20 protein-coding genes are annotated in these 18,376 nt (G+C 71.9%); 10 read left to right on the forward strand and 10 right to left on the reverse strand.

What is annotated here, in order from left to right; all coding sequences use genetic code 11:
• Positions 1–11 precede the first annotated feature (11 nt).
• The 5 genes from AC3WSN_RS23250 to AC3WSN_RS23270 all read left to right on the forward strand — a co-directional run bounded on the left by AC3WSN_RS23250 (position 12) and on the right by AC3WSN_RS23270 (position 2,824).
• Positions 12–494 (forward strand): Hsp20 family protein, encoded by a 483-nt coding sequence (locus AC3WSN_RS23250; protein WP_192710392.1) that lies wholly within the window; start codon positions 12–14, stop codon positions 492–494.
• 136 nt (positions 495–630) lie between these two features.
• On the forward strand, positions 631–1,152 hold the full coding sequence (locus AC3WSN_RS23255; RefSeq protein ID WP_192710391.1) for an Hsp20/alpha crystallin family protein: 522 nt from the start codon (positions 631–633) through the stop codon (positions 1,150–1,152).
• Between the two features lie 126 nt (positions 1,153–1,278).
• The gene (locus AC3WSN_RS23260; RefSeq protein ID WP_492541176.1) at positions 1,279–1,698 is read left to right on the forward strand and encodes a hypothetical protein; all 420 of its coding nucleotides are present in this window, start codon (positions 1,279–1,281) and stop codon (positions 1,696–1,698) included.
• 13 nt (positions 1,699–1,711) lie between these two features.
• Complete coding sequence (locus AC3WSN_RS23265) at positions 1,712–2,056, forward strand: hypothetical protein (protein WP_492541178.1); 345 nt, start codon at positions 1,712–1,714, stop codon at positions 2,054–2,056.
• A 24-nt stretch (positions 2,057–2,080) separates the two neighbouring features.
• On the forward strand, positions 2,081–2,824 hold the full coding sequence (locus AC3WSN_RS23270; protein ID WP_492541179.1) for an NADH dehydrogenase ubiquinone Fe-S protein 4: 744 nt from the start codon (positions 2,081–2,083) through the stop codon (positions 2,822–2,824).
• Positions 2,825–2,840: 16 nt separating this feature from the next.
• Here the strand turns inward: AC3WSN_RS23270 and AC3WSN_RS23275 are convergent, their stop codons facing one another.
• From AC3WSN_RS23275 to AC3WSN_RS23285, 3 genes are all read right to left on the reverse strand, one after another.
• Entirely contained in the window at positions 2,841–3,881 is a 1,041-nt protein-coding gene (locus tag AC3WSN_RS23275; RefSeq protein ID WP_492541181.1) for an aldose epimerase family protein, read from the reverse strand.
• A gap of 4 nt (positions 3,882–3,885) precedes the next feature.
• Positions 3,886–5,163, reverse strand: coding sequence for a thermonuclease family protein (locus tag AC3WSN_RS23280; RefSeq protein WP_492541183.1), 1,278 nt, complete (start codon positions 5,161–5,163; stop codon positions 3,886–3,888).
• Positions 5,164–5,227: 64 nt separating this feature from the next.
• A complete protein-coding gene (locus tag AC3WSN_RS23285) occupies positions 5,228–6,127 on the reverse strand; it encodes a hypothetical protein (RefSeq protein WP_492541185.1) in 900 nt (299 codons plus the stop codon).
• 292 nt (positions 6,128–6,419) lie between these two features.
• Here AC3WSN_RS23285 and AC3WSN_RS23290 point away from each other — a divergent pair, with 292 nt between their 5' ends.
• From AC3WSN_RS23290 to AC3WSN_RS23300, 3 genes are read left to right on the forward strand one after another with little or no spacing between them, the layout of a single operon-like run.
• Entirely contained in the window at positions 6,420–7,373 is a 954-nt protein-coding gene (locus AC3WSN_RS23290) for a lipid kinase (protein ID WP_192710385.1), read from the forward strand.
• Positions 7,370–8,140: a TerC family protein gene (locus AC3WSN_RS23295; protein WP_192710384.1), complete on the forward strand. Its 771-nt coding sequence runs from the start codon at positions 7,370–7,372 to the stop codon at positions 8,138–8,140. The genes AC3WSN_RS23290 and AC3WSN_RS23295 overlap by 4 nt, the downstream gene beginning before the upstream one ends.
• Before the next feature lie 17 nt (positions 8,141–8,157).
• Positions 8,158–8,958, forward strand: a complete 801-nt coding sequence (locus AC3WSN_RS23300) for an ABC transporter substrate-binding protein (RefSeq protein WP_492541187.1) — start codon at positions 8,158–8,160, stop codon at positions 8,956–8,958.
• 186 nt (positions 8,959–9,144) lie between these two features.
• Here AC3WSN_RS23300 and AC3WSN_RS23305 read toward each other — a convergent pair whose 3' ends face one another.
• The 6 genes from AC3WSN_RS23305 to pth form a co-directional block, all read right to left on the reverse strand.
• Positions 9,145–10,203 carry an aldo/keto reductase gene (locus AC3WSN_RS23305; protein ID WP_492541189.1) on the reverse strand — a complete coding sequence of 353 codons (1,059 nt, stop codon included), beginning with the start codon at positions 10,201–10,203 and terminating at the stop codon, positions 9,145–9,147.
• Between the two features lie 54 nt (positions 10,204–10,257).
• Positions 10,258–11,247, reverse strand: coding sequence for a MaoC/PaaZ C-terminal domain-containing protein (locus AC3WSN_RS23310; RefSeq protein WP_492541191.1), 990 nt, complete (start codon positions 11,245–11,247; stop codon positions 10,258–10,260).
• A gap of 145 nt (positions 11,248–11,392) precedes the next feature.
• On the reverse strand, positions 11,393–12,490 hold the full coding sequence (ychF, locus tag AC3WSN_RS23315) for a redox-regulated ATPase YchF (protein ID WP_192710380.1): 1,098 nt from the start codon (positions 12,488–12,490) through the stop codon (positions 11,393–11,395).
• Positions 12,491–12,505: 15 nt separating this feature from the next.
• A complete protein-coding gene (locus AC3WSN_RS23320) occupies positions 12,506–12,961 on the reverse strand; it encodes a PIN domain-containing protein (RefSeq protein ID WP_492541193.1) in 456 nt (151 codons plus the stop codon).
• On the reverse strand, positions 12,945–13,172 hold the full coding sequence (locus AC3WSN_RS23325; protein WP_058191611.1) for a hypothetical protein: 228 nt from the start codon (positions 13,170–13,172) through the stop codon (positions 12,945–12,947). The genes AC3WSN_RS23320 and AC3WSN_RS23325 overlap by 17 nt, the downstream gene beginning before the upstream one ends.
• Positions 13,173–13,217: 45 nt before the next feature.
• Positions 13,218–13,826, reverse strand: a complete 609-nt coding sequence (gene pth / locus AC3WSN_RS23330; RefSeq protein WP_192710377.1) for an aminoacyl-tRNA hydrolase — start codon at positions 13,824–13,826, stop codon at positions 13,218–13,220.
• A 235-nt stretch (positions 13,827–14,061) separates the two neighbouring features.
• Here pth and AC3WSN_RS23335 point away from each other — a divergent pair, with 235 nt between their 5' ends.
• Entirely contained in the window at positions 14,062–14,292 is a 231-nt protein-coding gene (locus AC3WSN_RS23335; protein WP_192710376.1) for a hypothetical protein, read from the forward strand.
• 42 nt (positions 14,293–14,334) lie between these two features.
• On the opposite strand, the gene AC3WSN_RS23340 is transcribed toward AC3WSN_RS23335, so the two are convergent.
• Positions 14,335–16,503, reverse strand: a complete 2,169-nt coding sequence (locus tag AC3WSN_RS23340) for an FUSC family protein (RefSeq protein ID WP_492541196.1) — start codon at positions 16,501–16,503, stop codon at positions 14,335–14,337.
• A 1,081-nt stretch (positions 16,504–17,584) separates the two neighbouring features.
• On the opposite strand from AC3WSN_RS23340, the gene AC3WSN_RS23345 reads away from it, so the two are divergent.
• Positions 17,585–18,337: a bacteriorhodopsin gene (locus tag AC3WSN_RS23345; protein WP_492541198.1), complete on the forward strand. Its 753-nt coding sequence runs from the start codon at positions 17,585–17,587 to the stop codon at positions 18,335–18,337.
• Positions 18,338–18,376: the final 39 nt, after the last annotated feature.

Genomic DNA, 18,376 nt, shown 5'->3' on the forward strand with positions numbered 1-18,376 from the left:
AGGATGTGGTTATGAGGACTTACGACGTTTCGCCCCTGTTCCGGTCGTCTGTCGGGTTCGACCGTCTGTTCGAGCTGCTCAACCAGGCCGAGCGGGTCGAGGCATCGACCGCTTGGCCGCCCTACAACATCGAGAAGGTCGCCGAGGACCAGTACCGCATCACCATGGCGGTCGCGGGCTTCACGGCCGACGAGATTGAGCTCACCCAGCAGGACACCACGCTCCTGGTCTCGGGCCAGAAGGCCGCCCCGGAGGCCGAGACGCACTACCTCCACCGCGGGATCGCGGCGCGCAGCTTCCGCCAGACCTTCAACCTGGCCGAGCACGTGAAGGTCGTGGGGGCTTCCCTGGAGAACGGCCTGCTCACCGTCGCGCTGAAGCGCGAGGTGCCGGAGGCCCTGAAGCCCCGCCGCATCGCCATCGGTGGCACGACGGGCGTGTCCGGCCAGGACAATGCCCCGGCGCAGATCGCCCGCGAGGCCAAGGCGGCCTGATCCGCGGCGGGAGCCGCACGGCCGGCGTCCCGGGCCCGCCCGGGCGCCGCCGCACCCACCGATCGACATCCCTCACGGGTCCGCGGACCCGCGGGCCTGTTCCCACGACGGCATCGCTTTCGATGGAGATAGGACCATGAGCGTGAGAGATCTGATCCCCTGGAACCGCACCACCCCGGCCCCCGCGCCGGCCTCCCTGTCGAACGAGGCGGCCAGCCCCTTCCTGACGCTGCACCGCGAGATGAACCGGCTGTTCGACGATGTGTTCAGCGGGTTCGGCAGCCTACCGGGATTGGCGGACCGCACGCTCGGCTGGCCGAAGGTCGAGCTGGTGGAGGAGAACGGCGCGCTTCGGGTCTCCGCCGAGCTTCCCGGGCTCGACGAGGCGGACGTCGAGCTCCTGATCGCCGACGGCGTCCTCACCCTCAAGGGTGAGAAGCGCGCAGAGACCACCGACGCGGCGCGCGGCTACACGGAGCGCAGCTACGGCCGCTTCGAGCGCGCGATCGCCCTCCCCATCCCAGTGGCGGAGGACAAGGCCGAGGCGACGTTCCGCAACGGCGTCCTCACCGTGACGCTGCCGCGCGCCGCCGAGGCGCCGGAGCGCCGACGCCGGATCGCGATCAACGGCAGCGCGACCCCGGCCGCCAAGCACTGAGCCGGGACCGAACGCGGCCGCCCCGGCGGCCGCGGGCGGGACGCATGACGCGGCGGCCGGCGCGACCCGAGCGGGCGTGCCGGCCGCCCAGCCTTTGCTCACGCCTTTGCTCACGTGGAGGATTGCATGCAGCCGATCGAAACATCGTTGCTCCAGCCCGACATCGAGCGCCTCGGTCCGGTGGCGGCGGCCAGCCTCAGGCCGCCGGCGATCGAGCCGTTCGAGGCCTTCGTGGCGCCGGGGGACGTCTTCCGGCATCCGCGCGAGGTGCTGGGCTATCCGGGCCTGTCGCGGGCCGAGAAACGGGCGATCCTGGCCTCCTGGGCCTCGGACGCGCGGGCCGTCGAGTCGTGCCCGGGCCTGCGCTGCCTGCCGGGCTGCCGGGCCGAGCCCGTGCCGCTCGACACGATCCTGGCCGCGCTCCAGGCGCTCGACGACGGCGCGGCACCGGCCGCACCCCCGGCGGCGCCCCAATCGCTGCGCTCGGAGGGCCTCTCGCGCCGCTGGCAGCGCGGCCCGGGGGGACGGGCGCGCGCGCTGAACTGAACCGGGGGCTGCCATGACGACCTTCGACCTGAAAGGCGGCCGCGGGCTCCGGTCCCGGCTCCGGCGCAGCCGGCGCGGATGGCCGGCGCGGACCACCGACGGAGCCGTGCTGGGCAGCTGGATCGCGTCGGCCGCGCTGTGCCTCGCCCTGGCCGCGCCCTGCCCGGCGCCGGCCCTGCCCTGGGTTCTGGCCGGCCTGCTGAGCCTGTCGGGCTTCATCTGGCTCGGTCTGGCGATCACGCAGGCGGGGCCGCCGGCCGACGCCCCGCACCTGACCGCCTGGGACGCCGCGCTGCTCGCGTTCGCGGCCAGCTTCGGCGTGCAATCGGCGGCGCGCCTCGGCCTCTTCGGCGGCTGAGCGCGCCGAGACAGGGAGGCAACCATGCAGGATCAGACCATCGGACTCGGACACAACAACCCGCCCGCCGCATTGGACGCGCCGTGGCTCGCCGGCCGGCGGGCGCTGATCCGCCGCCGCGGGCCCTCCGTCGAGACCTCGGGCCGCGCCCGGGCCGACACCTGGGAACTCACCTTCGAGCGGCAGACGCCCCCGGAGATCGAGCCGCTGATGGGCTGGACCGGCGGGACCGACACGCTCGCCACGGAGGTGGTGCTGGCCTTCCCGACGCGGGCGCAGGCTTTGGCCTATGCCGAGCGCCAGGGCCTCGCCTACAGCGCCGGGCCCGAGCCGGCGGAGACGGCGCGGGCGAAGACCCTGCGGGTCTGGCGCGCGAACCGGCGCCCGGCACCGGCGCGCCCTCAGGGCTGCGCGACGACGCGGGACCGGCGCGCCAATGCGCCGAACTCGGCCAGCCTGCCCGATCTGGAGCGGGCCCTGGTCAACCCGGCGGCGGTGTTCGACACGCCGGCCGCCGTGCGCGACCATCCCCGGCTGCTGCGCCCGTGCAAGCAGGAGATCCTGCGGCGCTGGGCCTGGGACGAGTACCTGAAGGAGGTCGCCGCCGCCGAGGGTATGGCCGAGGGCGAGCCGTCGCGGCTCGACGACGTGACGGCGGCGCTCCTGGCGCTCGGAGAGACCTGGCGCCCGGATCCCGCCGCGCCCGCCGCCGCGCTGCCGGCAGCGCGTGAGGCGGACACGGAGGATCGGATCCGCGCGGCCGCTTGAGCGGGCGCCCGCCGCCTCACGCCACCGAGAACCGGAACTCCGTGCGCGCCGCGAAGGTCTCGCCCGGTCGCAGCACCGCCGACGGAAACGCCGGCTGGTTCGGGGCGTCCGGAAAGCCCTGGGTCTCGAAGCAGACCCCGTCGCCGGAGCGGTAGATCCGGCCCGACGGCCCGATCAGCGTGCCGTCGAGGTTGTTGCCGCTGTAGAGCTGCAGGGCGGGTTGCGTGGTCCAGACGTCGAGGCGGCGCCCGCTCTCCGGATCGGTGCATCGGGCCGCCGGCCGCAACGTCCCGGCGGGACCGCGCAGCACGAAGGTGTGGTCGTACCCCTTGGCGATGGCGAGCTGCGGGTCGCCGGCCCGGATGCGGGCCTCCAGCGGGTGCGGCATGCGGAAGTCGAACGGGGTGCCGGCGACCGGCCGGAGCGCGCCGGTGGGGATCTGGGTCGCGTCCGTCGGGGCGAAGGCGTCGGCGTCGACCTGCACGACGTGGCCGAGAACGCTCCCCGTTCCCTCACCCGCGAGGTTGAAGTAGCTGTGGTTGGTGAGGTTCAGGACCGTGGGACGGTCGGTCGTGGCCGCGTAATCCATGCGCAGCACGCCGTCCGCGGGCAGGCTGTAGCGCACCCGGACGTCGAGGTTGCCTGGAAACCCCTCTTCGCCGTCCGGAGAGCGGCGGGCCAGGGTGAGGCTGGTCGCGTCGGCGCCCTCGACCCGCCACAGGCGCTTGCCGAAGTTCCGCGGGCCGCCGTGCAGCGTGTTGGGGCCCTCGTTCACCGGTAGCCGATAGGTGTGCCCGTCGAGGCTGAAGCGCCCGCCCGCGATGCGGTTGGCGTAGCGCCCGATCACCGCGCCGAAGCTCGGGCTCACGGTCTCGTATCCCCTCAGGGTGTCGAGGCCGAGGACGACGTTGGCCGAATGTCCGGCGCGGTCCGGCACCTCGATCCGCGTGATGACGGCGCCGAATTCGATGATGTCGACGCGCAGGCTGCCGCGGCTCAGGCTGTGGCGGCTGACCGATCGGCCGTCCGCCGTTGTGCCGAACGGTTCGACCGGCATCCGGCTAGCGCTTCCAAACGCCGAGCCGCTCGCTCCGGGCATGGTCCTCGGCCGCGACCAGCTCCGGGCTCGCCTCCGGGGAGGCGCGGCCGCCGCCGTTGAACAGCACCACCTCGGAGAGGTCGCGCCCGTCCACGAGGCAGTTCATGGTCTCGCTGCCCGGCGCGGGCTGGCAGGTCACCGTCCGGCCGCCAATGTAGCGGGCCAGCTCGTCCGCCTGACCGCCCCGCACCCACTCGACGCCGAACAGATGGACGACCTTGCCGCCGACCTTGAGGGTGGCGGTATCGATCACCTGGACCGGCCCGGTCACAGCGTTGGGCGATGGCGGCGGCGTGTCGGGCTCGGGATCGCCGCCGGTCTCGGGGGGTGGGGTCACCGTGTCGGGAACAGGGGCGGCCGCGGGCGCGCCCCGGGATGCGCCGCTCGGCGTGCCGGCCGGGGCGGCGGACGAGGACGCGGCCGGCTCGGGCGCGGCGGGCCGCGCCGTCTCGGGCGGGCGGCTCTCCAGGACGAGCCCGGCCGCGACGACCGCCACCAGGGCGGCCGCGCTCGCGCCCGCGAGCCAGCGGCGCTGCCGGCGGGCGCCTTCGTCCAGATCGTCCCGGCCGAAACGCAGGCGGTCGCGCAGCCGCTCGACGCCGTCGCGCACCGTCTCGCCGAAGCGGCCGGCTCCGGCATTCCAGGCCGCCACCGGGTCCGATCCGGGGGCCGCGGCCGCGGCATGCCCCTCGGGCTCGCCGGCGGGACGGGCCAACCGGCCGCGCAGGCTTGTCCGCAGGGTCGCGAACCGGCCGGCGGCGTTCTGGGCCAGCGCCCGGCCCTGCACGGAGGAGCGCTCGGCCAGCGAGCGGGCGCGCTCCGACTGGGTCTCGACGAAGCGCGCCGTCGCCGCCTTCATCTCGTAGGCGCCGCTGAGCAGCGGCGAATCCCGGGATTCCTCGACCGGGGCCGCCTCAGGCTCGGGCTCGGGCGGCAGGAACAGGGCCGGATGCCGCTCCTGCAGCTCCGCGACGAGATCGGCCAGCGTCATCGGCTCGGACGTGTCGCCGCGCAGGCGCACGGCGCCGTGCCGGTCGAGCACGCGCAGGCCGTTTCCGGCCGCGTCGGTCACGGTCGCGGCTTCCGCCAGGAGTTCAAGGGTCCGCACGGCCACCGGGCGCGGGCGCGCGCGGGCGATCTCGGCCCGGATCGCCGCGCGGAGGGCAGTGCGACCGGGATCGTCGAGCGCCGGACGCGCCGGCCCCGCTTCCTGCTTCGCCACCACCGTTGAAGACGTCATACACCCGATCCCGGCATCACCACGCGCCGCACGCGACGGCGCCGCAGGCCGCCACGCGAGGCTCTTACGCCTTGCCGGGCGAGGGAGCCAGGGTGCCGGCCTGGATGCTCCGACGCAGGACGCGCCCGGTCTCGCCCAGGATGTAAGGCCGCGTGCCCGCGAAACCCACCTCCAGGACCAGCTCGGCCTCGCCGCTGGAGACCGCACCGCGGCCGGGATTGGCCGTGCGGAAATCGACGAGCGCGCGGATCGTGCAGGTTTCGGCATCGCAGGCGGCGTGCATCGCCCGCGGCTCGTAGCGCCGTTCGGGCCAGCGCTGGACGAAGCTGCGCTTCTCGGCGACGAGGCCGGCCGTCGTGATCGGCCGTCCGTAGAAGCGCACGCGCGTCGCGTAATACCGGGTCGCGGCCCCCACCATGGTGTCGCCGGAGGCCGAGACGGTGTCGAGGTAGCTGGCGGTTAGGGCCCGGGCCGCGGCCGCGCGCTCGGCCGAGGCGGGTGCGGAGACCGGGGCGAAGGCCGCCGGCGTCGCGGCGAGGCGGTGCGGGTGATGCGCGGGGCGGCGCAGCGCCTCGCGGGCCGGCGGCCGCTCCAGGGCGGCGGCCCGCTTCGAGCTCGGCGCCCGCGTTCCGGCGGCCTTCGGCAAAGCGTCCTCGGCGGGCTCCGGCCTGGCGGCCTGGCGGACGGGTTCCGCGTCGCGCGTGCCGGCAGGCCGTCTCTTCGCCTGCTGGGTGGCCTGCTGCTCCGCGGGCTTGTCCGCCGGCACGGTCCTGGCCTGATCCGCCACCCTGGGGGATTCCTTCACGGCCCCCGCGGCCGGCGTGGCGGCCCGCGGCGGCGGATCCACCCAGGCCGACCGGGCATCCGCCCCCTGCTGCTGAGCCGACGCGGCGCCCGTGAAGGCCAGAGGCAGGAGCAGGCCGAGCACGAGGGTTTGGGGTCGAGCGGGACGGGTGGCGGACATCGGTGCCTTCCTGGCGGCCGGAGCGATCAATGGGGAGAATGCGCCCGCCCGTCGAAGGGGTTCCACGATCGTTTCGGGCGCGCCCCCATCCTGACGTATGGGACGGCGGCGACCAGCCCTGGATTGCGGGGATGATGGGGTTGCGTTCGTGCGTTTGGGTACCAAGTCGGGGACAGTCTTGGCCTTCGGCCAGTCCCAGGCTCCCATACCGCCCGCCTCCGCCGCGCATCGAGGATCCCTTGGCCCGTCCCGAGACCGCTTCGCCCCCAGGCCCGCATCCCGGGAACGCCCGATGAGCATCAACCCGCGCCGGGCCCTGCTGCTCTGCAACGCCAAGGCCCGCAACGGCGCCCTCGATCTGGACGAGGTCCGGGGGATCCTACGCGCGGGCGGCATCGAGCCGGAGGAGCCGCCGCCGGAGGCCGATTGCTGCGACGTGATCCGTGACCGGGCCGGCGCGGTCGACATGGTGATCCTGGGCGGCGGCGACGGCACCATGAACTACGCCGCGCCGGCCCTGGTGGAGAGCGGCCTGCCGCTCGCGATCCTGCCGCTCGGCACGGCGAACGACCTCGCCCGGTCCCTGAACCTGCCGCTCGACCCGCTCGCGGCGGCCCGCTTCATCCCGACCGCCGAGGCACGCCCGGTGGATCTCGGCTGGGTCAACGGCCACTATTATTTCAACGTGGCCAGCGTCGGCTTCTCGGCCGAGCTCGCCGGCGAGCTCACGGCGGAATCGAAGAAGACCTGGGGCGTGCTGGGCTACGCGGTCGCGGCCATCCGCGTGCTGCGCCGGGTCCGGCCCTTCACGGTGACGATCGAGCATGACGGGGTGGTCGAGAAGGTCACCACCATCCAGGTCTCGGTGGGCAACGGCCGGCACTACGGCGGCGGCATGACCGTGGCGGAGAGTGCCGCGGTCGACGACGGCAAGCTGGATTTCTACAGCCTGGAGATCAACCACTGGTGGCGGCTGCTCGCGCTGCTGCCGGCCCTGCGCCGGGGCACGCATGGGCGCGCGGCCGACGTGCGGGCCTTCCACGCGCAGGAGATCCGGCTCTCGACCCGCAAGCCCCGGCCGGTGAACACCGACGGCGAGCTGACCACGCACACGCCCGCCCATTTCAAGGTCGTCCCGAAGATCCTGCGGGTCTTCGCCCCCGAACCGGTGCGTGGGCCCACCCCCTTCGATCTCACCACCCTGGGCAAAAGCCTGTTCCCGACCAGCGAGGCCCCCCGCCAGTGACCGACCTGATCCAGCTCGCCAGCCAGCCCGCCGTCTGGGCCGCCCTCGCCACCCTGGTGGTGATGGAGGTGGTGCTCGGGGTCGACAACCTGATCTTCATCTCGATCCTGACCAACAAGCTGCCGGCCGATCAGCAGACCCGGGCCCGGCGCATCGGGATCGGGCTCGCCCTGGTCCTGCGGCTGGGGCTGCTCGGCACCGTGGCGTTCATCGTCCATCTGACCGAGCCGGTCTTCTCGGTGTTCGGCCAAGCCTTCTCGTGGCGCGACCTGATCCTGATCGGCGGCGGCCTGTTCCTGCTCTGGAAGGCCACCAAGGAGATCCACCACACGGTGGATCCGGAGCCCGAGGCGGCGGGAGCGGCCGGCGGCAGCCTCGGCTTCGGCGCGGCGATCGGCCAGATCCTGCTCCTCGATCTCGTCTTCTCGATCGACTCGATCATCACCGCGGTGGGCATGACCGAGCACGTGCCGGTGATGATGATCGCCGTGGTGATCGCCGTGGTGGTGATGCTGGTCGCCGCCGAGCCGCTCTCGGCCTTCATCGCCCGCAACCCCACCGTGGTGATGCTGGCCCTCGGCTTCCTGATCATGATCGGCATGACGCTGATCGCCGAAGGGTTCGGGGCGCATGTGCCGAAGGGCTACATCTACACCGCCATGGCGTTCTCGGCGGGCGTGGAGGGCCTCAATATGCTGGCCCGGCGGCGACGGCGGTCCGCGCAGGGCGAGGCGCGGGTGCCCGCCGGGCAGACGCGGCGCGCCTGAGGCCGAGACCGATGCTCATGCGGCGGCGCGCGGCCCTCGGCCTGCTCCTGCTCCCCGCCCTCGCCCAGCCGGCCCTCGCCCAAGCGGAGACGCGACAGATGGGGCCGGACGCGGCCGTGCGGCACGACCTCGCCCCCACCGGCACGCTCCGGGCGGCGATCAATCTCGGCAATCCGGTCCTCGCGCAGGCGGGCCTGGACGAGCCCGCGGGGGTTTCGGTGGATCTCGCCCGGGCGCTCGCCGCCCGGCTCGGCGTGCCGGTGGCGTTCGTGACCTATTCCGGGGCGGGCGCGGTCTCGGGCTCGGCGGGAACGGGCGCCTGGGACATCTGCTTCCTGGCGATCGATCCGAAGCGGGCCGAGAGCATCGCCTTCACGGAGCCCTACGTGCGGATCGCCGGCCGCTACCTCGTGCCGGCCGCTTCGGCGATCCGGAGCCCGGAGGAGGTCGACCGCGACGGCGTGCGCGTCTCGGTGGGCCGCGGCAGCGCCTACGACCTGTTCCTGACCCGCGCCCTGAGGCACGCGACCCTGGTGCGGGCGCCGACCTCGGCCGAGGCGGTGACGGCGTTCGCGCGCGACGGTCTCGAGGTCGCGGCCGGCGTGGATCAGCCGCTCGCCGCCTACGCGGCGTCGCATCCGGAGGTGCGGCTGCTGCCGGGGCACTTCATGGCGATCCCGCAGGCGATGGGCTTGCCGGTGGGACGCGCGGCGGGGGCGGCCTATCTGGCGGATTTCATCGCGCAGGCGAAGCGCGACGGGCTGGTGCGGCGCGGCCTGGAGGCCAGCGGGCAGGATCCGGATCTGGCGGCGCCCTGAGGGGCGTCACGCGGCGCGACGAGGGCTCTCGTCGACACCGGCGGTTCCATAGGCCCTCGACCGCTGAGCCGTCATCGCCTTGGACTCCGCTGACCCCAACCCGTGCCCTCATCCTGAGGCCTCCGCTACGCTCCGGCACCTCAGGATGAGGATGCGGGTCGGATGGGCCCGCGCGATCCGGCCGCCTCAGCGCACGCCGGGCCGGCCCGATTCCGCGAGCTGCTGCGCCCGGACGCCCTGGCGCTCGAACATCCAGCCCGGATACTCGGCCGGCAGCGCGCTCACCGCGTCGAGGGCGTCGAGTTCCTCGCCGGTGAGGCTGAGTTCGGTCGCCGCGATGTTGTCCTCCAGCTGGTCGAGGCGCTTGGCCCCCACGATGACGCTGGTCACCGCCTTGCGGTGCAGGAGCCAGGCCAGCGCCACCTGGGCCACCGAGACGCCGCGGGCCTCCGCCACATTGCGCATCGCGTCGATGCAGGCTTCGGCCCGGGGCCGGTCGACCGGCGGGAAATCGAAGCTCGCGCGCCGGCCCTCGCCTGCGCCGCCGGAATCCTTGCCGCCAGAATACTTGCCGCTGAGCAGGCCGCCGGCCAGCGGGCTCCAGACCAGGAGGCCGAGCCCCTCCGAGTGCAGCATCGGGACGATCTCCCGCTCCAAGTCACGGCCCGCGATGGAATAGTAGGCCTGCAGGGTCTCGAAGCGGGCGAGCCCGGCCCGCGCGCTGATCCCCAGCGCCTTCACGATCTGCCACGCCGCCCAGTTCGAGACGCCGACGTAGCGGACGTGGCCGTGCTGCACGAGGATGTCGAGCGCCCGCACCTGCTCCTCGATCGGGGTCGCCGGGTCGAAGCCATGGATCTGGTAGAGGTCGATATGGTCGAGCTGGAGCCGCTTGAGGCTCGCCTTGCAGGCGTCGATCAGGTGCAGGCGCGAGGCGCCCTTGGCGTTGGCGCCCGGGCCGGTCGGCCCGTAGCCCTTGGTGGCGACGACGACGCTGTCGCGCGGGACCTTGAGGTCGCGCAGAGCCTGGCCGGTGATCTGCTCCGAGAGCCCTTCGGCATAGACGTCGGCAGTGTCGATGAAGTTGATCCCGGCCTCGAGCGCCCGCCCGACGAGGCGCCCGGCCTCCGCCTGGTCGAGGGCGCCGATCTGGCGCCACATCCCGGCTCCGCCCCCGAAGGTCATGGTGCCGAGGCAGAGTTCCGAGACGAACAGCCCCGTGTTGCCGAGCTTCTTCTGGTACATGCCTGATCCCGTCCGTTTCCCTGGCGACAACGCGCGGCACCGGGCCCGGTGCGCTCAGGGCTCCCAGCGGTGGAACACGGCGCTGTCGAAGGCGAAGACCGGCTCGCCGCGCTGGTTCACCCCGGTGTTGCGGGCAAACGCCAGCCCCCAGCCCGGCCGCGAGGCCGAGGCGCGCTTGTCGGTGAGCCTGGCGCTGAACCGGACCGTGTCGCCCGCGTAGACCGGCTTCAGCCAGCGCAGATTCTTGAACCCGGGGGAGGGGCCCGCCTCCGGGACGGGACCCCGGGTTGCCGTGTAGCCGGCGTCGCGGGCGCGGGTCGTGAGCATCCGGTTCATGTAGGCGGCGGCCGTGTGCCAGCCGGAGGCGCAGAGGCCGCCGAAATGGCTGCGCTTCGCCGCCTCGGGGTCGAGGTGGAAGGCCTGCGGGTCGTAGGCCCGCGCGAAGGCCACGATCGCCTCGGCGGTGAACGCGTAGGCGCCGAGCTCGCGCACGGCGCCGATCTCGGCATCCCGCAGGAACGGCAGGATCTCGGCATCGTCCGGCTCGGTGACCGGGCCGGGCTCCCCGATCGCGACGGGCCGCGGGGGCAGGGGATCGGTGCCGCGGCGGGCCAGCATGAAGGTGAAGCGCTGGGTGAGCACCGTCTCAGCCCGCTGGTTGTCGAGGGCGACCTCGGCGGTCACGAAGCCGAGGCCGGGCTTCGTCGCTGAATCGCGCATCCCCACGACCCGGAAGGTCAGCGTCAGGGCGTCGCCGGGCAGGACCGGGGCGAGCCAGCGCAGCTCGTCGATGCCCGGGGCGCCGAGCGACGAGCCGCCCTTGAACGGTCCCTGCTGGAGCAGCCGCATTCCGAGCGCCGCCGTGTGCCAGCCCGAGCCGATCAGCCGGCCCGCGAAGGTCGTCTCGGCGGCCGTCTCGTCGATATGGAACGGCTGGAAGTCGAACGCCGTCGCGAAGCCCACGATGGCGTCGCGAGTCACCGTCAGCGGCTCCCCGACAATCACGTCGCCGACAGAGAAGTCTTCGAGGGCGGGATCCGGCATGGCGGGCTCGTCTCGTTGATCAGCGGGGATCGGGATACGCCGTCTTTGCGAGCGGAGCGAAGCAATCCAGTGGCACCACGCTGTCGGGCGGTCCCGCTGCCCTGGGTCGCTTCGCTGCGCTCGCGATGACGGGGTGGGGCCGACCTCAGTTGGCGAAGCGGAAATGCAGCACGTCGCCGTCCTGCACCACGTACTCCTTGCCCTCAAGCCGGAGCTTGCCGGCATCCCGGGCCCCGGCCTCGCCGTTGAGCGCCGTGTAATCCTTGAACGCGATGGTCTCGGCGCGGATGAAGCCCTTCTCGAAATCCGAGTGGATCACCCCGGCCGCCCCGGGGGCGCGGGTGCCCTTGGTGATCGTCCAGGCCCGCGCCTCCTTGGGGCCGACCGTGAAGTAGGTCACGAGGCCGAGGAGGTCGTAGCCGGCGCGGATCACCCGGTTGAGGCCCGGCTCGGTGAGCCCCACCGCCTCCAGGAACTCGGCTTGGTCGGCCTCCGGCATCACGGCGATCTCGCTCTCGATCTTGGCCGAGACCACCACCGCCACGGCGCCCTCTTCCTTGGCGCGGGCGACGACCGCGTCCGAGTAGGCGTTGCCCTTGTCGGCGTCGCCCTCGTCGACGTTGCAGACGTAGAGGACGGGCTTGGCGGTCATCAGGCCGAGCGACTGGAACAGCTTCTCCTCGTCGGGCTTGCGCTCCACGAGGCGAGCGGGCTTGCCGTCGCGCAGGAGCGGGAGCGCGCGGTTGACGAGGTCGAGGGTTTCCTTGGCCTCCTTGTCGGCGCCCTTGGCCTTCTTCTCCAGGGCGACGGCGCGGCGCTCCAGGCTGTCGAGGTCGGCGAGCATCAGCTCGGTCTCGATCGTCTCGATGTCGGCGGCCGGATCGACCTTGCCCTCCACGTGGGTGACGTCGCCGTCCGTGAAGCAGCGGACCACGTGGGCGATGGCGTCGACCTCGCGGATATTGGCCAGGAACTGGTTGCCCAGGCCCTCACCCTTGGAGGCGCCGCGCACGAGGCCGGCGATGTCCACGAAGGTCAGCCGCGTCGGGATGATCTCCTTCGACGATGCGATCCGGGCGAGATCCGTCAGCCGTGGGTCCGGCACCGCCACCTCGCCGACATTCGGCTCGATGGTGCAGAACGGGTAGTTCGCCGCCTGGGCGGCCGCCGTCTGCGTCAGCGCGTTGAAGAGGGTCGACTTGCCGACGTTCGGCAGGCCGACGATGCCGCATTTGAAGCCCATAGGTCCGTTCCGTGATTAGGTTCGTCGCAGCACATCGTCGGGCGACGTGCGGAAAGGGTTGATAAGGGTAAGGCCGTCGAACACGGCGCCATGCGCCATATCCTCGGTCAGAAAGTAGCGGCATCCGGCGAGCTGGGCCGCAGCCACCAGAAGACAGTCGAACCACTGATAGCCGAGATTCTTGCGGACGAGCCATGCCAGTTCCGCGTCGTCTTGGTCGATCGGGCGCGCTCCCCAGGCCCCGATCGTCTCGACCTCGGCCTGAACGTCGCCCAGCGAGCGCCCCGGCTCGTTCTTAAGGATCCAGCGCGTCAGTTCGTTGAGAACCTGAAGATTCGTGCGGGCGCCGCCCACATCGGTGATGGCGGCCAGCCAGGCCCGTGCCCGCTCACGCTTGTCGGCGTTCCGGTTGTCGCGTGCGTAAACCAGCACATTCGTATCGATGAAGATCGGCTCAATCGTAAAGTTCATCGCGCGACGGTGCTTTGCCGTTCTCGTCCGTCAGATTCATGAGAGGACCGGCCAGGAAGCGCTCGAGCGCCTCCCGCTGCGTTAGGGGCCGGCCGACCCGCTGCTCGACGGCCTCGGCCACGAAGCGCGACAGGCTCTTGCCGTCGCGTGCGGCGGCGACGCGCGCCCGCTGCAGCAGGGCCTCGCTCATCGTCACGGTGACGTTCTTCATGGCAGCCTCCACGGCCGATCCATATCGTGCCCCCGTGTTTTCGTGTCAATTTTTCGCGCCGAGCGTCTTCACGTCGTCCCAGCCGCGGCCGGCCATGGCGAGGTGGACCTTGTTCTGGAAGCTCGCATCCTCACCGGCGGCGAGCAGCGCGGCGTGGTCGGCCACCGCCCGGCAGAGATCCTCGACCCAGGGCTGCTCGGCCTTGCCGAAATCGTTGAGCACGTAAGAATGCACCAGCGCCTTGTCGCCGGGATGGCCGATGCCGAGCCGGACCCGGCGATAATCGTTGCCGCATTGCGCGGTGATCGAGCGCAGGCCGTTATGGCCGGCATTGCCGCCGCCGACCTTCACCCGCAGCTTGGCCGGGGCGAGGTCGAGCTCGTCGTGGAGCACGATCACGTCGCCGAGCGGGATCTTGTAGAAGCGCTGCGCCTCCGAGACCGAGCGGCCCGACTCGTTCATGAAGGTCGTAGGCTTCAGGAGGATCGCCCGCTCCGTGCCCAGCACCACCTCGGCGGCCTCGCCCTGGAAGCGGTGCCGGAACGGGCTGGCCCGGTGCTGCCGGGCGATGGCGTCGACGGCGAGGAAGCCGATATTGTGCCGGTTGCCCGCGTAGCGCGCGCCCGGGTTTCCAAGGCCGACGATCAGCCGCATGGTGGTTGCATCCCTGTCAGGCCGCGGTCTCTGGCACGCTTCCGCGCGCGGCGCATCCCCCGTGCGCCAGCGCACGGCGTCGGGCGAACCCGAAGCAGTACATCTCCGTTGAGAGGTCACATTCGGCCAAGCAAAGCCCGAGTGATCAAGACCGCCGCACCGACGATCTTCCTCACCCGACCCGGTTGACCGGATGACTTCCCGTTGAAGTCATACGAAACACCAGGAGATCATCATGACGATCCGCATGCTCGCTGCCGCCGCCCTGGTCGCCGCGGCCGCCACGCCGGCCCTCGCGCAGGGCCTGGACTCGAAGCACTCGCCCTACCCGGCCTCCGCCTATTCGGGCTGGATCGGCAACGCCCCGGTGGTGACGCAGGCCCCCGCCGATTACGGCCGGCCGCTCGCCTACCGCTACGCCGGCCCGCATGCCGGCGGCCCGGCCAACGCCCTGCCGCGCTACTGACGCCGCGGATTCCCGGATCGTCCGGGGTCCCGCCGCGCCGGGCTACCGGGTCACCGACACGGTCGGCGGCCCGGACGGCGTGGCCATCCCGGCCACGGCCGCCGCGCGGATCTGGCCGGGACGCAGCGTCCCGGCCAGGAGATCGACTTGGCTCACCAGACGGGTGAGGGACTGGCCCTGGTTCAGGTCGGGCCGCTCCGGAAGCGGCCGATCGGCGCCGAGCGCCGCCAGCGTCGTGGTGATCCAGTTCCGCCAGATCCCGGTCCTCGGGTCCGCGGCCTCGGGGGCGTGCCGCAGCACCGTCAGCCGGGCGCTGATCCGGCGCAGGGTCGCGTCGGCCACCAGGGCGGATTCCACCTCCGGGTGGTGGCCGGCCCGGGGCTGCTGCAGGGCGCGCGACAGCGCCGCCTCCAGATCGTTGAGGGCGAGGCCGGCCGCGCGGGTGCTGGCCAGGAGCGCGGCCTCCCGCTCCGGCCCGGGGGCGGCGCGCAGCACGGCCTCGGCGAAATCCGCATGGGCCTTCAGCGCCCGGCGCAATTCCTGGCGGACCTGGTCGGGCTCCCAGATCGGCCAGAGCACCAGGCAGCTCGCCACCGCGATCAGCCCGCCGAGCACCGTGAAGCCCGCCCGCATGGCGACGATCTCCCAGGAGCTATGGCCCGGCTCCAGCAGCTCGACCAGCAGGACCACGAGCGGGGTCAGGCAGGTGACGAAGAAGCCGTACGAGATCTGGCGTGCCGCGAAGCCGACCACGCTGAGCACGAGGATCAGGCCGGCCTCCATCAGCGGGGTCGTGGCGTAATAGGCGAGGACCGCGCCCGCGAGCCCGCCCAGCACCGTGCCGCCGATCCGCTCCAGGGCCCGCTGCCACGTCGCCGCGTAGAAGGGCTGCATGGTCAGCACCACGGTCATCACCAGCCAGTGGGTGAAGGCGCCCGCGTAGCTCAGGGTGGCGGCGAGCGCCGGCGCCGCGACCGCGCTCGCCCGCAGGGCATGGCGCAGGTTCGGCGAGGCCAGGGTGAAGTTCTGCTGCAGCGGCCCGACATAGCGGGTCCATCGGTCGAGTCGGCCGCCCTCGGTGAGGGTGCCGCCGGGCCGGTAACCCTCCGGCGCCGAGAGCTTGGCGCCGATGCGCACGCGCCCGACGATCCGGTCGGCGAGCCCCGCCAGGATCGGGTCGGCCGAGAGCCCCTCGGCCACCCGGGTGATCGAGTGCTCCAGGCGGGCGAGATCGAGGTCGACATCGTCGCGGATCGCCCGGGCGATGGTCACCAGCAGGGGGCGCAGGCGGCGCAGGAAAGTTTTTGCCAGAGCACGGCGGCGCGGGTCGGGCCGGCTGTCGATCAGCTCACCGACGGCGATCAAGGCGGAAAAGATCTGCTCGGCGCTCTCCAGGCGCAGCAGCGCCTGGGCGGTGCGGTCCGAGACGCGCTCGCGGGAGCGGGCGAGGTCGAGGATCATGGTCCGCGCGGTCTCGATGCGCGCCCGCACGCCCCGCCGATGGCCGCGGGCATGGCCGTCGAAGGCGGCATTGTCGGGCTCCGGCAGGGCGACGAGCCGCTCGAGATCGCCGCAGAGCCGCGCGAGGTCGTGCCAGACCTCCGCCACCGCCCGGTGGGCCGGCCGGTAGGGATGCAGGCGCCAGATCACGAGGGCCAGGAAGGTCGCCCAGAGACCGCCGGCGGCGAACATCAGCACGGTGATGCCGGCCTGTTCGGGGGTGAGCGGCCGGTCGAGGGCGATGCACAGCACCACCACGAGGACGTTGCCGGCCGACTGCGCCTGCACGCTCCAGACCCGCGCGTACGCGCAGGCGAAGATCAGCGCACAGGCGACCGGCACGACCACGGGCAGGCCCAGGGGCTTGAGCAGGCCGAGTCCGGCCCAGAGGAGGCCGCCGAGCAGCGAGAAGGCGGTGAGCACGCGCAGGCGCGCCCGCATCGGCCCGCCATTGTCGCAGAAGCAGGCGAGGTTGGCGGCGAGCGCCATGGTCAGCAGCGGCGGCCACTGCACCCAGATATTGAGCAGGATGACGACGCCGAACGCGAAGGCGGCGCGCACGCCCTCCACGAGCCGCAGGCCCCGGAGATCGAGGCCAGTCGGCAGGCGCCGCAGATCCGCGCCGGGCCGGTTCAGGCTGCCCCGGCCCGCGTCGCGTCGGCGGCTCCGGGCGCGCGCGGACGGTGGTTCTGTGGGACTCGGCGCGGTCAAGCTCGGTCTCCGGACACGGGCGCGGCGCCCCGGCATGAACCGCATCCGGACCTGTCCGGATCCGTCCCGTTTCGCAAGGCCCCCGCCGCGCGCAGGCGGGATCCGTGCCGGCCGCCGATCCGTCCGCCGGCCGGTGCGTGCGCCCGCGCGAGTGCTTGACCCTCGGGCGAGCCCGTGGCTTCTGGGGCCTCCTGACTCCGTAGCTCAGCTGGATAGAGCAGCCGCCTTCTAAGCGGCCGATTGCAAGCTCCGCCGGCACGCTTTGTCCTTTGCAGAGCAGTCTCTGGACAGACGCCTAAGCCCGACTCGGACGGTATTCGGACGGCCATTTCCGCGCTACATGGCGATCAAACGGTATGTGGTGGCGCTGTCAGACGGCTGTATCGCGAGCGTGCCCTGGGCGGCTCATGCCCTCAAGCTGTAAGTCCCCGGACGTGGGTGAACCGGCCAAATCGGGCCAGAGGGCCTAGCCTCTGGTAGGGGGTCAGACGTCTTTCGACAGCTGTGATCCGAGGCCGTATGGCCGGACGGTCTTGGAAAGAGGTCGATCCCGTTTTCAGGAGGGTATTTCCGCCGGACCGGTGAGCTGCGAGGTTCGCACGCGTGTGCGAAGCTCCCAAAATCGAGTTTTCATTTCGCCATCTAACGGCGCGCAAACCTTTGACCCGGAGCTGCCCTAACGGCGCGAGCTCACAACCCAAAGCCGGCTTCAGAAAGTCCGCTGTCGGGTGGTCGGATTTGAAGCTGACCGACCGAAGTTGGCCGTAAGCGGCCTGTCCGCTTCGGAGATTGTCCGCGGGAAAAGCGGACGGCCTCCCATCGACCCATAGCGGCCGTACTTGGAGCCCATTCGCCCACCCTGAAGCGGACGTCCGATGCGCCCCGGCTGTAAGTCGTCGGATCACGAACCCGCGACTTCCCTAAGCGGAAAACACGCTGCCAAGCCTTTGGCAAAGGCTGCGGCTCAGATTTGGCGCAACTGCGACAATCATCCTACGCAACGATCTCGTTCCAAGCCTCTTGGGCAGGGTGCCGCCACGTTCGTGCACGGCTCTTTCATCCCTATCCCAATGAGACATCGATGACGCCTCAATTCTGGCTGTGGCTCGGCTTCGCAGGCATGGCGGCAGGAGCTGCCGCGATCCTATTCATGGCAAAGCGGCGGACACCCGCCGAAGAGGCCGATGGGATCATCCACGGGATCGTGCCGATCATCGCAGCCTGCTCCTACTTCGCTATGGCCACGGGACAGGGAAGTCTCGTCCTCCCCGCCGGTCCCGACGCGGCAGAGGCTGCGCGCCAGTTCTACTTCGCGCGCTACATCGACTGGACGTTCACCACGCCTCTGCTGCTCGTCGGGCTCTCGCGCACGGCGATGCACTCTGGCATGCGCCGGCCGGCAGTTGTCTGGGGGCTGATCGGCTCTGACCTGATCATGATCGTGACGGCCCTGGCCTTTGGCCTGTCCGACGTCGCCGCGGTCAAGTGGACGTGGTTCGCCATCTCCTGCGGCGCGTTTCTCGCCGTGTTCTACGGGATCTTCGTGCAATTGCGTGAGGAGAACGCCTCTGAGCGCGCCGATGTGCGCAAAGCCTTCGGGCGTAACGCCGTGTTCCTCACGGGAGTGTGGTCGGCCTACCCGATCGTCCTGCTTGTCGGTCAGGACGGCCTCGGCATCCTATCGCCGACTGCGGCCCTGGCGGTGATCGCCATCCTCGATCTGACCGCCAAGGTCGTCTACGGGATCATGGCGACCCTGGAGACGACGCGCGCCGTCGATCGCGACCTGAAGGATGGATCTGTCGCTACCACGCCGCTGCGCCGGGCGGCCTGAAGCGGATGGCGGCTCCGTCGTCTTTCTCCCTCCTCGGGG

Source organism: Methylobacterium sp. FW102-HT35C08, assembly GCF_058790235.1.

Bases quoted from the DNA above. Each gene is read 5' to 3' on its own strand.
- AC3WSN_RS23250 (WP_192710392.1), top strand. From the start codon at position 12: ATGAGGACTTACGACGTTTCGCCCCTGTTCCGGTCGTCTGTCGGGTTC.
- AC3WSN_RS23255 (WP_192710391.1), top strand. From the start codon at position 631: ATGAGCGTGAGAGATCTGATCCCCTGGAACCGCACCACCCCGGCCCCC.
- AC3WSN_RS23260 (WP_492541176.1), top strand. From the start codon at position 1,279: ATGCAGCCGATCGAAACATCGTTGCTCCAGCCCGACATCGAGCGCCTC.
- AC3WSN_RS23265 (WP_492541178.1), top strand. From the start codon at position 1,712: ATGACGACCTTCGACCTGAAAGGCGGCCGCGGGCTCCGGTCCCGGCTC.
- AC3WSN_RS23270 (WP_492541179.1), top strand. From the start codon at position 2,081: ATGCAGGATCAGACCATCGGACTCGGACACAACAACCCGCCCGCCGCA.
- AC3WSN_RS23275 (WP_492541181.1), bottom strand. From the start codon at position 3,881: ATGCCGGTCGAACCGTTCGGCACAACGGCGGACGGCCGATCGGTCAGC.
- AC3WSN_RS23280 (WP_492541183.1), bottom strand. From the start codon at position 5,163: ATGACGTCTTCAACGGTGGTGGCGAAGCAGGAAGCGGGGCCGGCGCGT.
- AC3WSN_RS23285 (WP_492541185.1), bottom strand. From the start codon at position 6,127: ATGTCCGCCACCCGTCCCGCTCGACCCCAAACCCTCGTGCTCGGCCTG.
- AC3WSN_RS23290 (WP_192710385.1), top strand. From the start codon at position 6,420: ATGAGCATCAACCCGCGCCGGGCCCTGCTGCTCTGCAACGCCAAGGCC.
- AC3WSN_RS23300 (WP_492541187.1), top strand. From the start codon at position 8,158: ATGCGGCGGCGCGCGGCCCTCGGCCTGCTCCTGCTCCCCGCCCTCGCC.
- AC3WSN_RS23305 (WP_492541189.1), bottom strand. From the start codon at position 10,203: ATGTACCAGAAGAAGCTCGGCAACACGGGGCTGTTCGTCTCGGAACTC.
- AC3WSN_RS23310 (WP_492541191.1), bottom strand. From the start codon at position 11,247: ATGCCGGATCCCGCCCTCGAAGACTTCTCTGTCGGCGACGTGATTGTC.
- ychF (WP_192710380.1), bottom strand. From the start codon at position 12,490: ATGGGCTTCAAATGCGGCATCGTCGGCCTGCCGAACGTCGGCAAGTCG.
- AC3WSN_RS23320 (WP_492541193.1), bottom strand. From the start codon at position 12,961: ATGAACTTTACGATTGAGCCGATCTTCATCGATACGAATGTGCTGGTT.
- AC3WSN_RS23325 (WP_058191611.1), bottom strand. From the start codon at position 13,172: ATGAAGAACGTCACCGTGACGATGAGCGAGGCCCTGCTGCAGCGGGCG.
- pth (WP_192710377.1), bottom strand. From the start codon at position 13,826: ATGCGGCTGATCGTCGGCCTTGGAAACCCGGGCGCGCGCTACGCGGGC.
- AC3WSN_RS23335 (WP_192710376.1), top strand. From the start codon at position 14,062: ATGACGATCCGCATGCTCGCTGCCGCCGCCCTGGTCGCCGCGGCCGCC.
- AC3WSN_RS23345 (WP_492541198.1), top strand. From the start codon at position 17,585: ATGACGCCTCAATTCTGGCTGTGGCTCGGCTTCGCAGGCATGGCGGCA.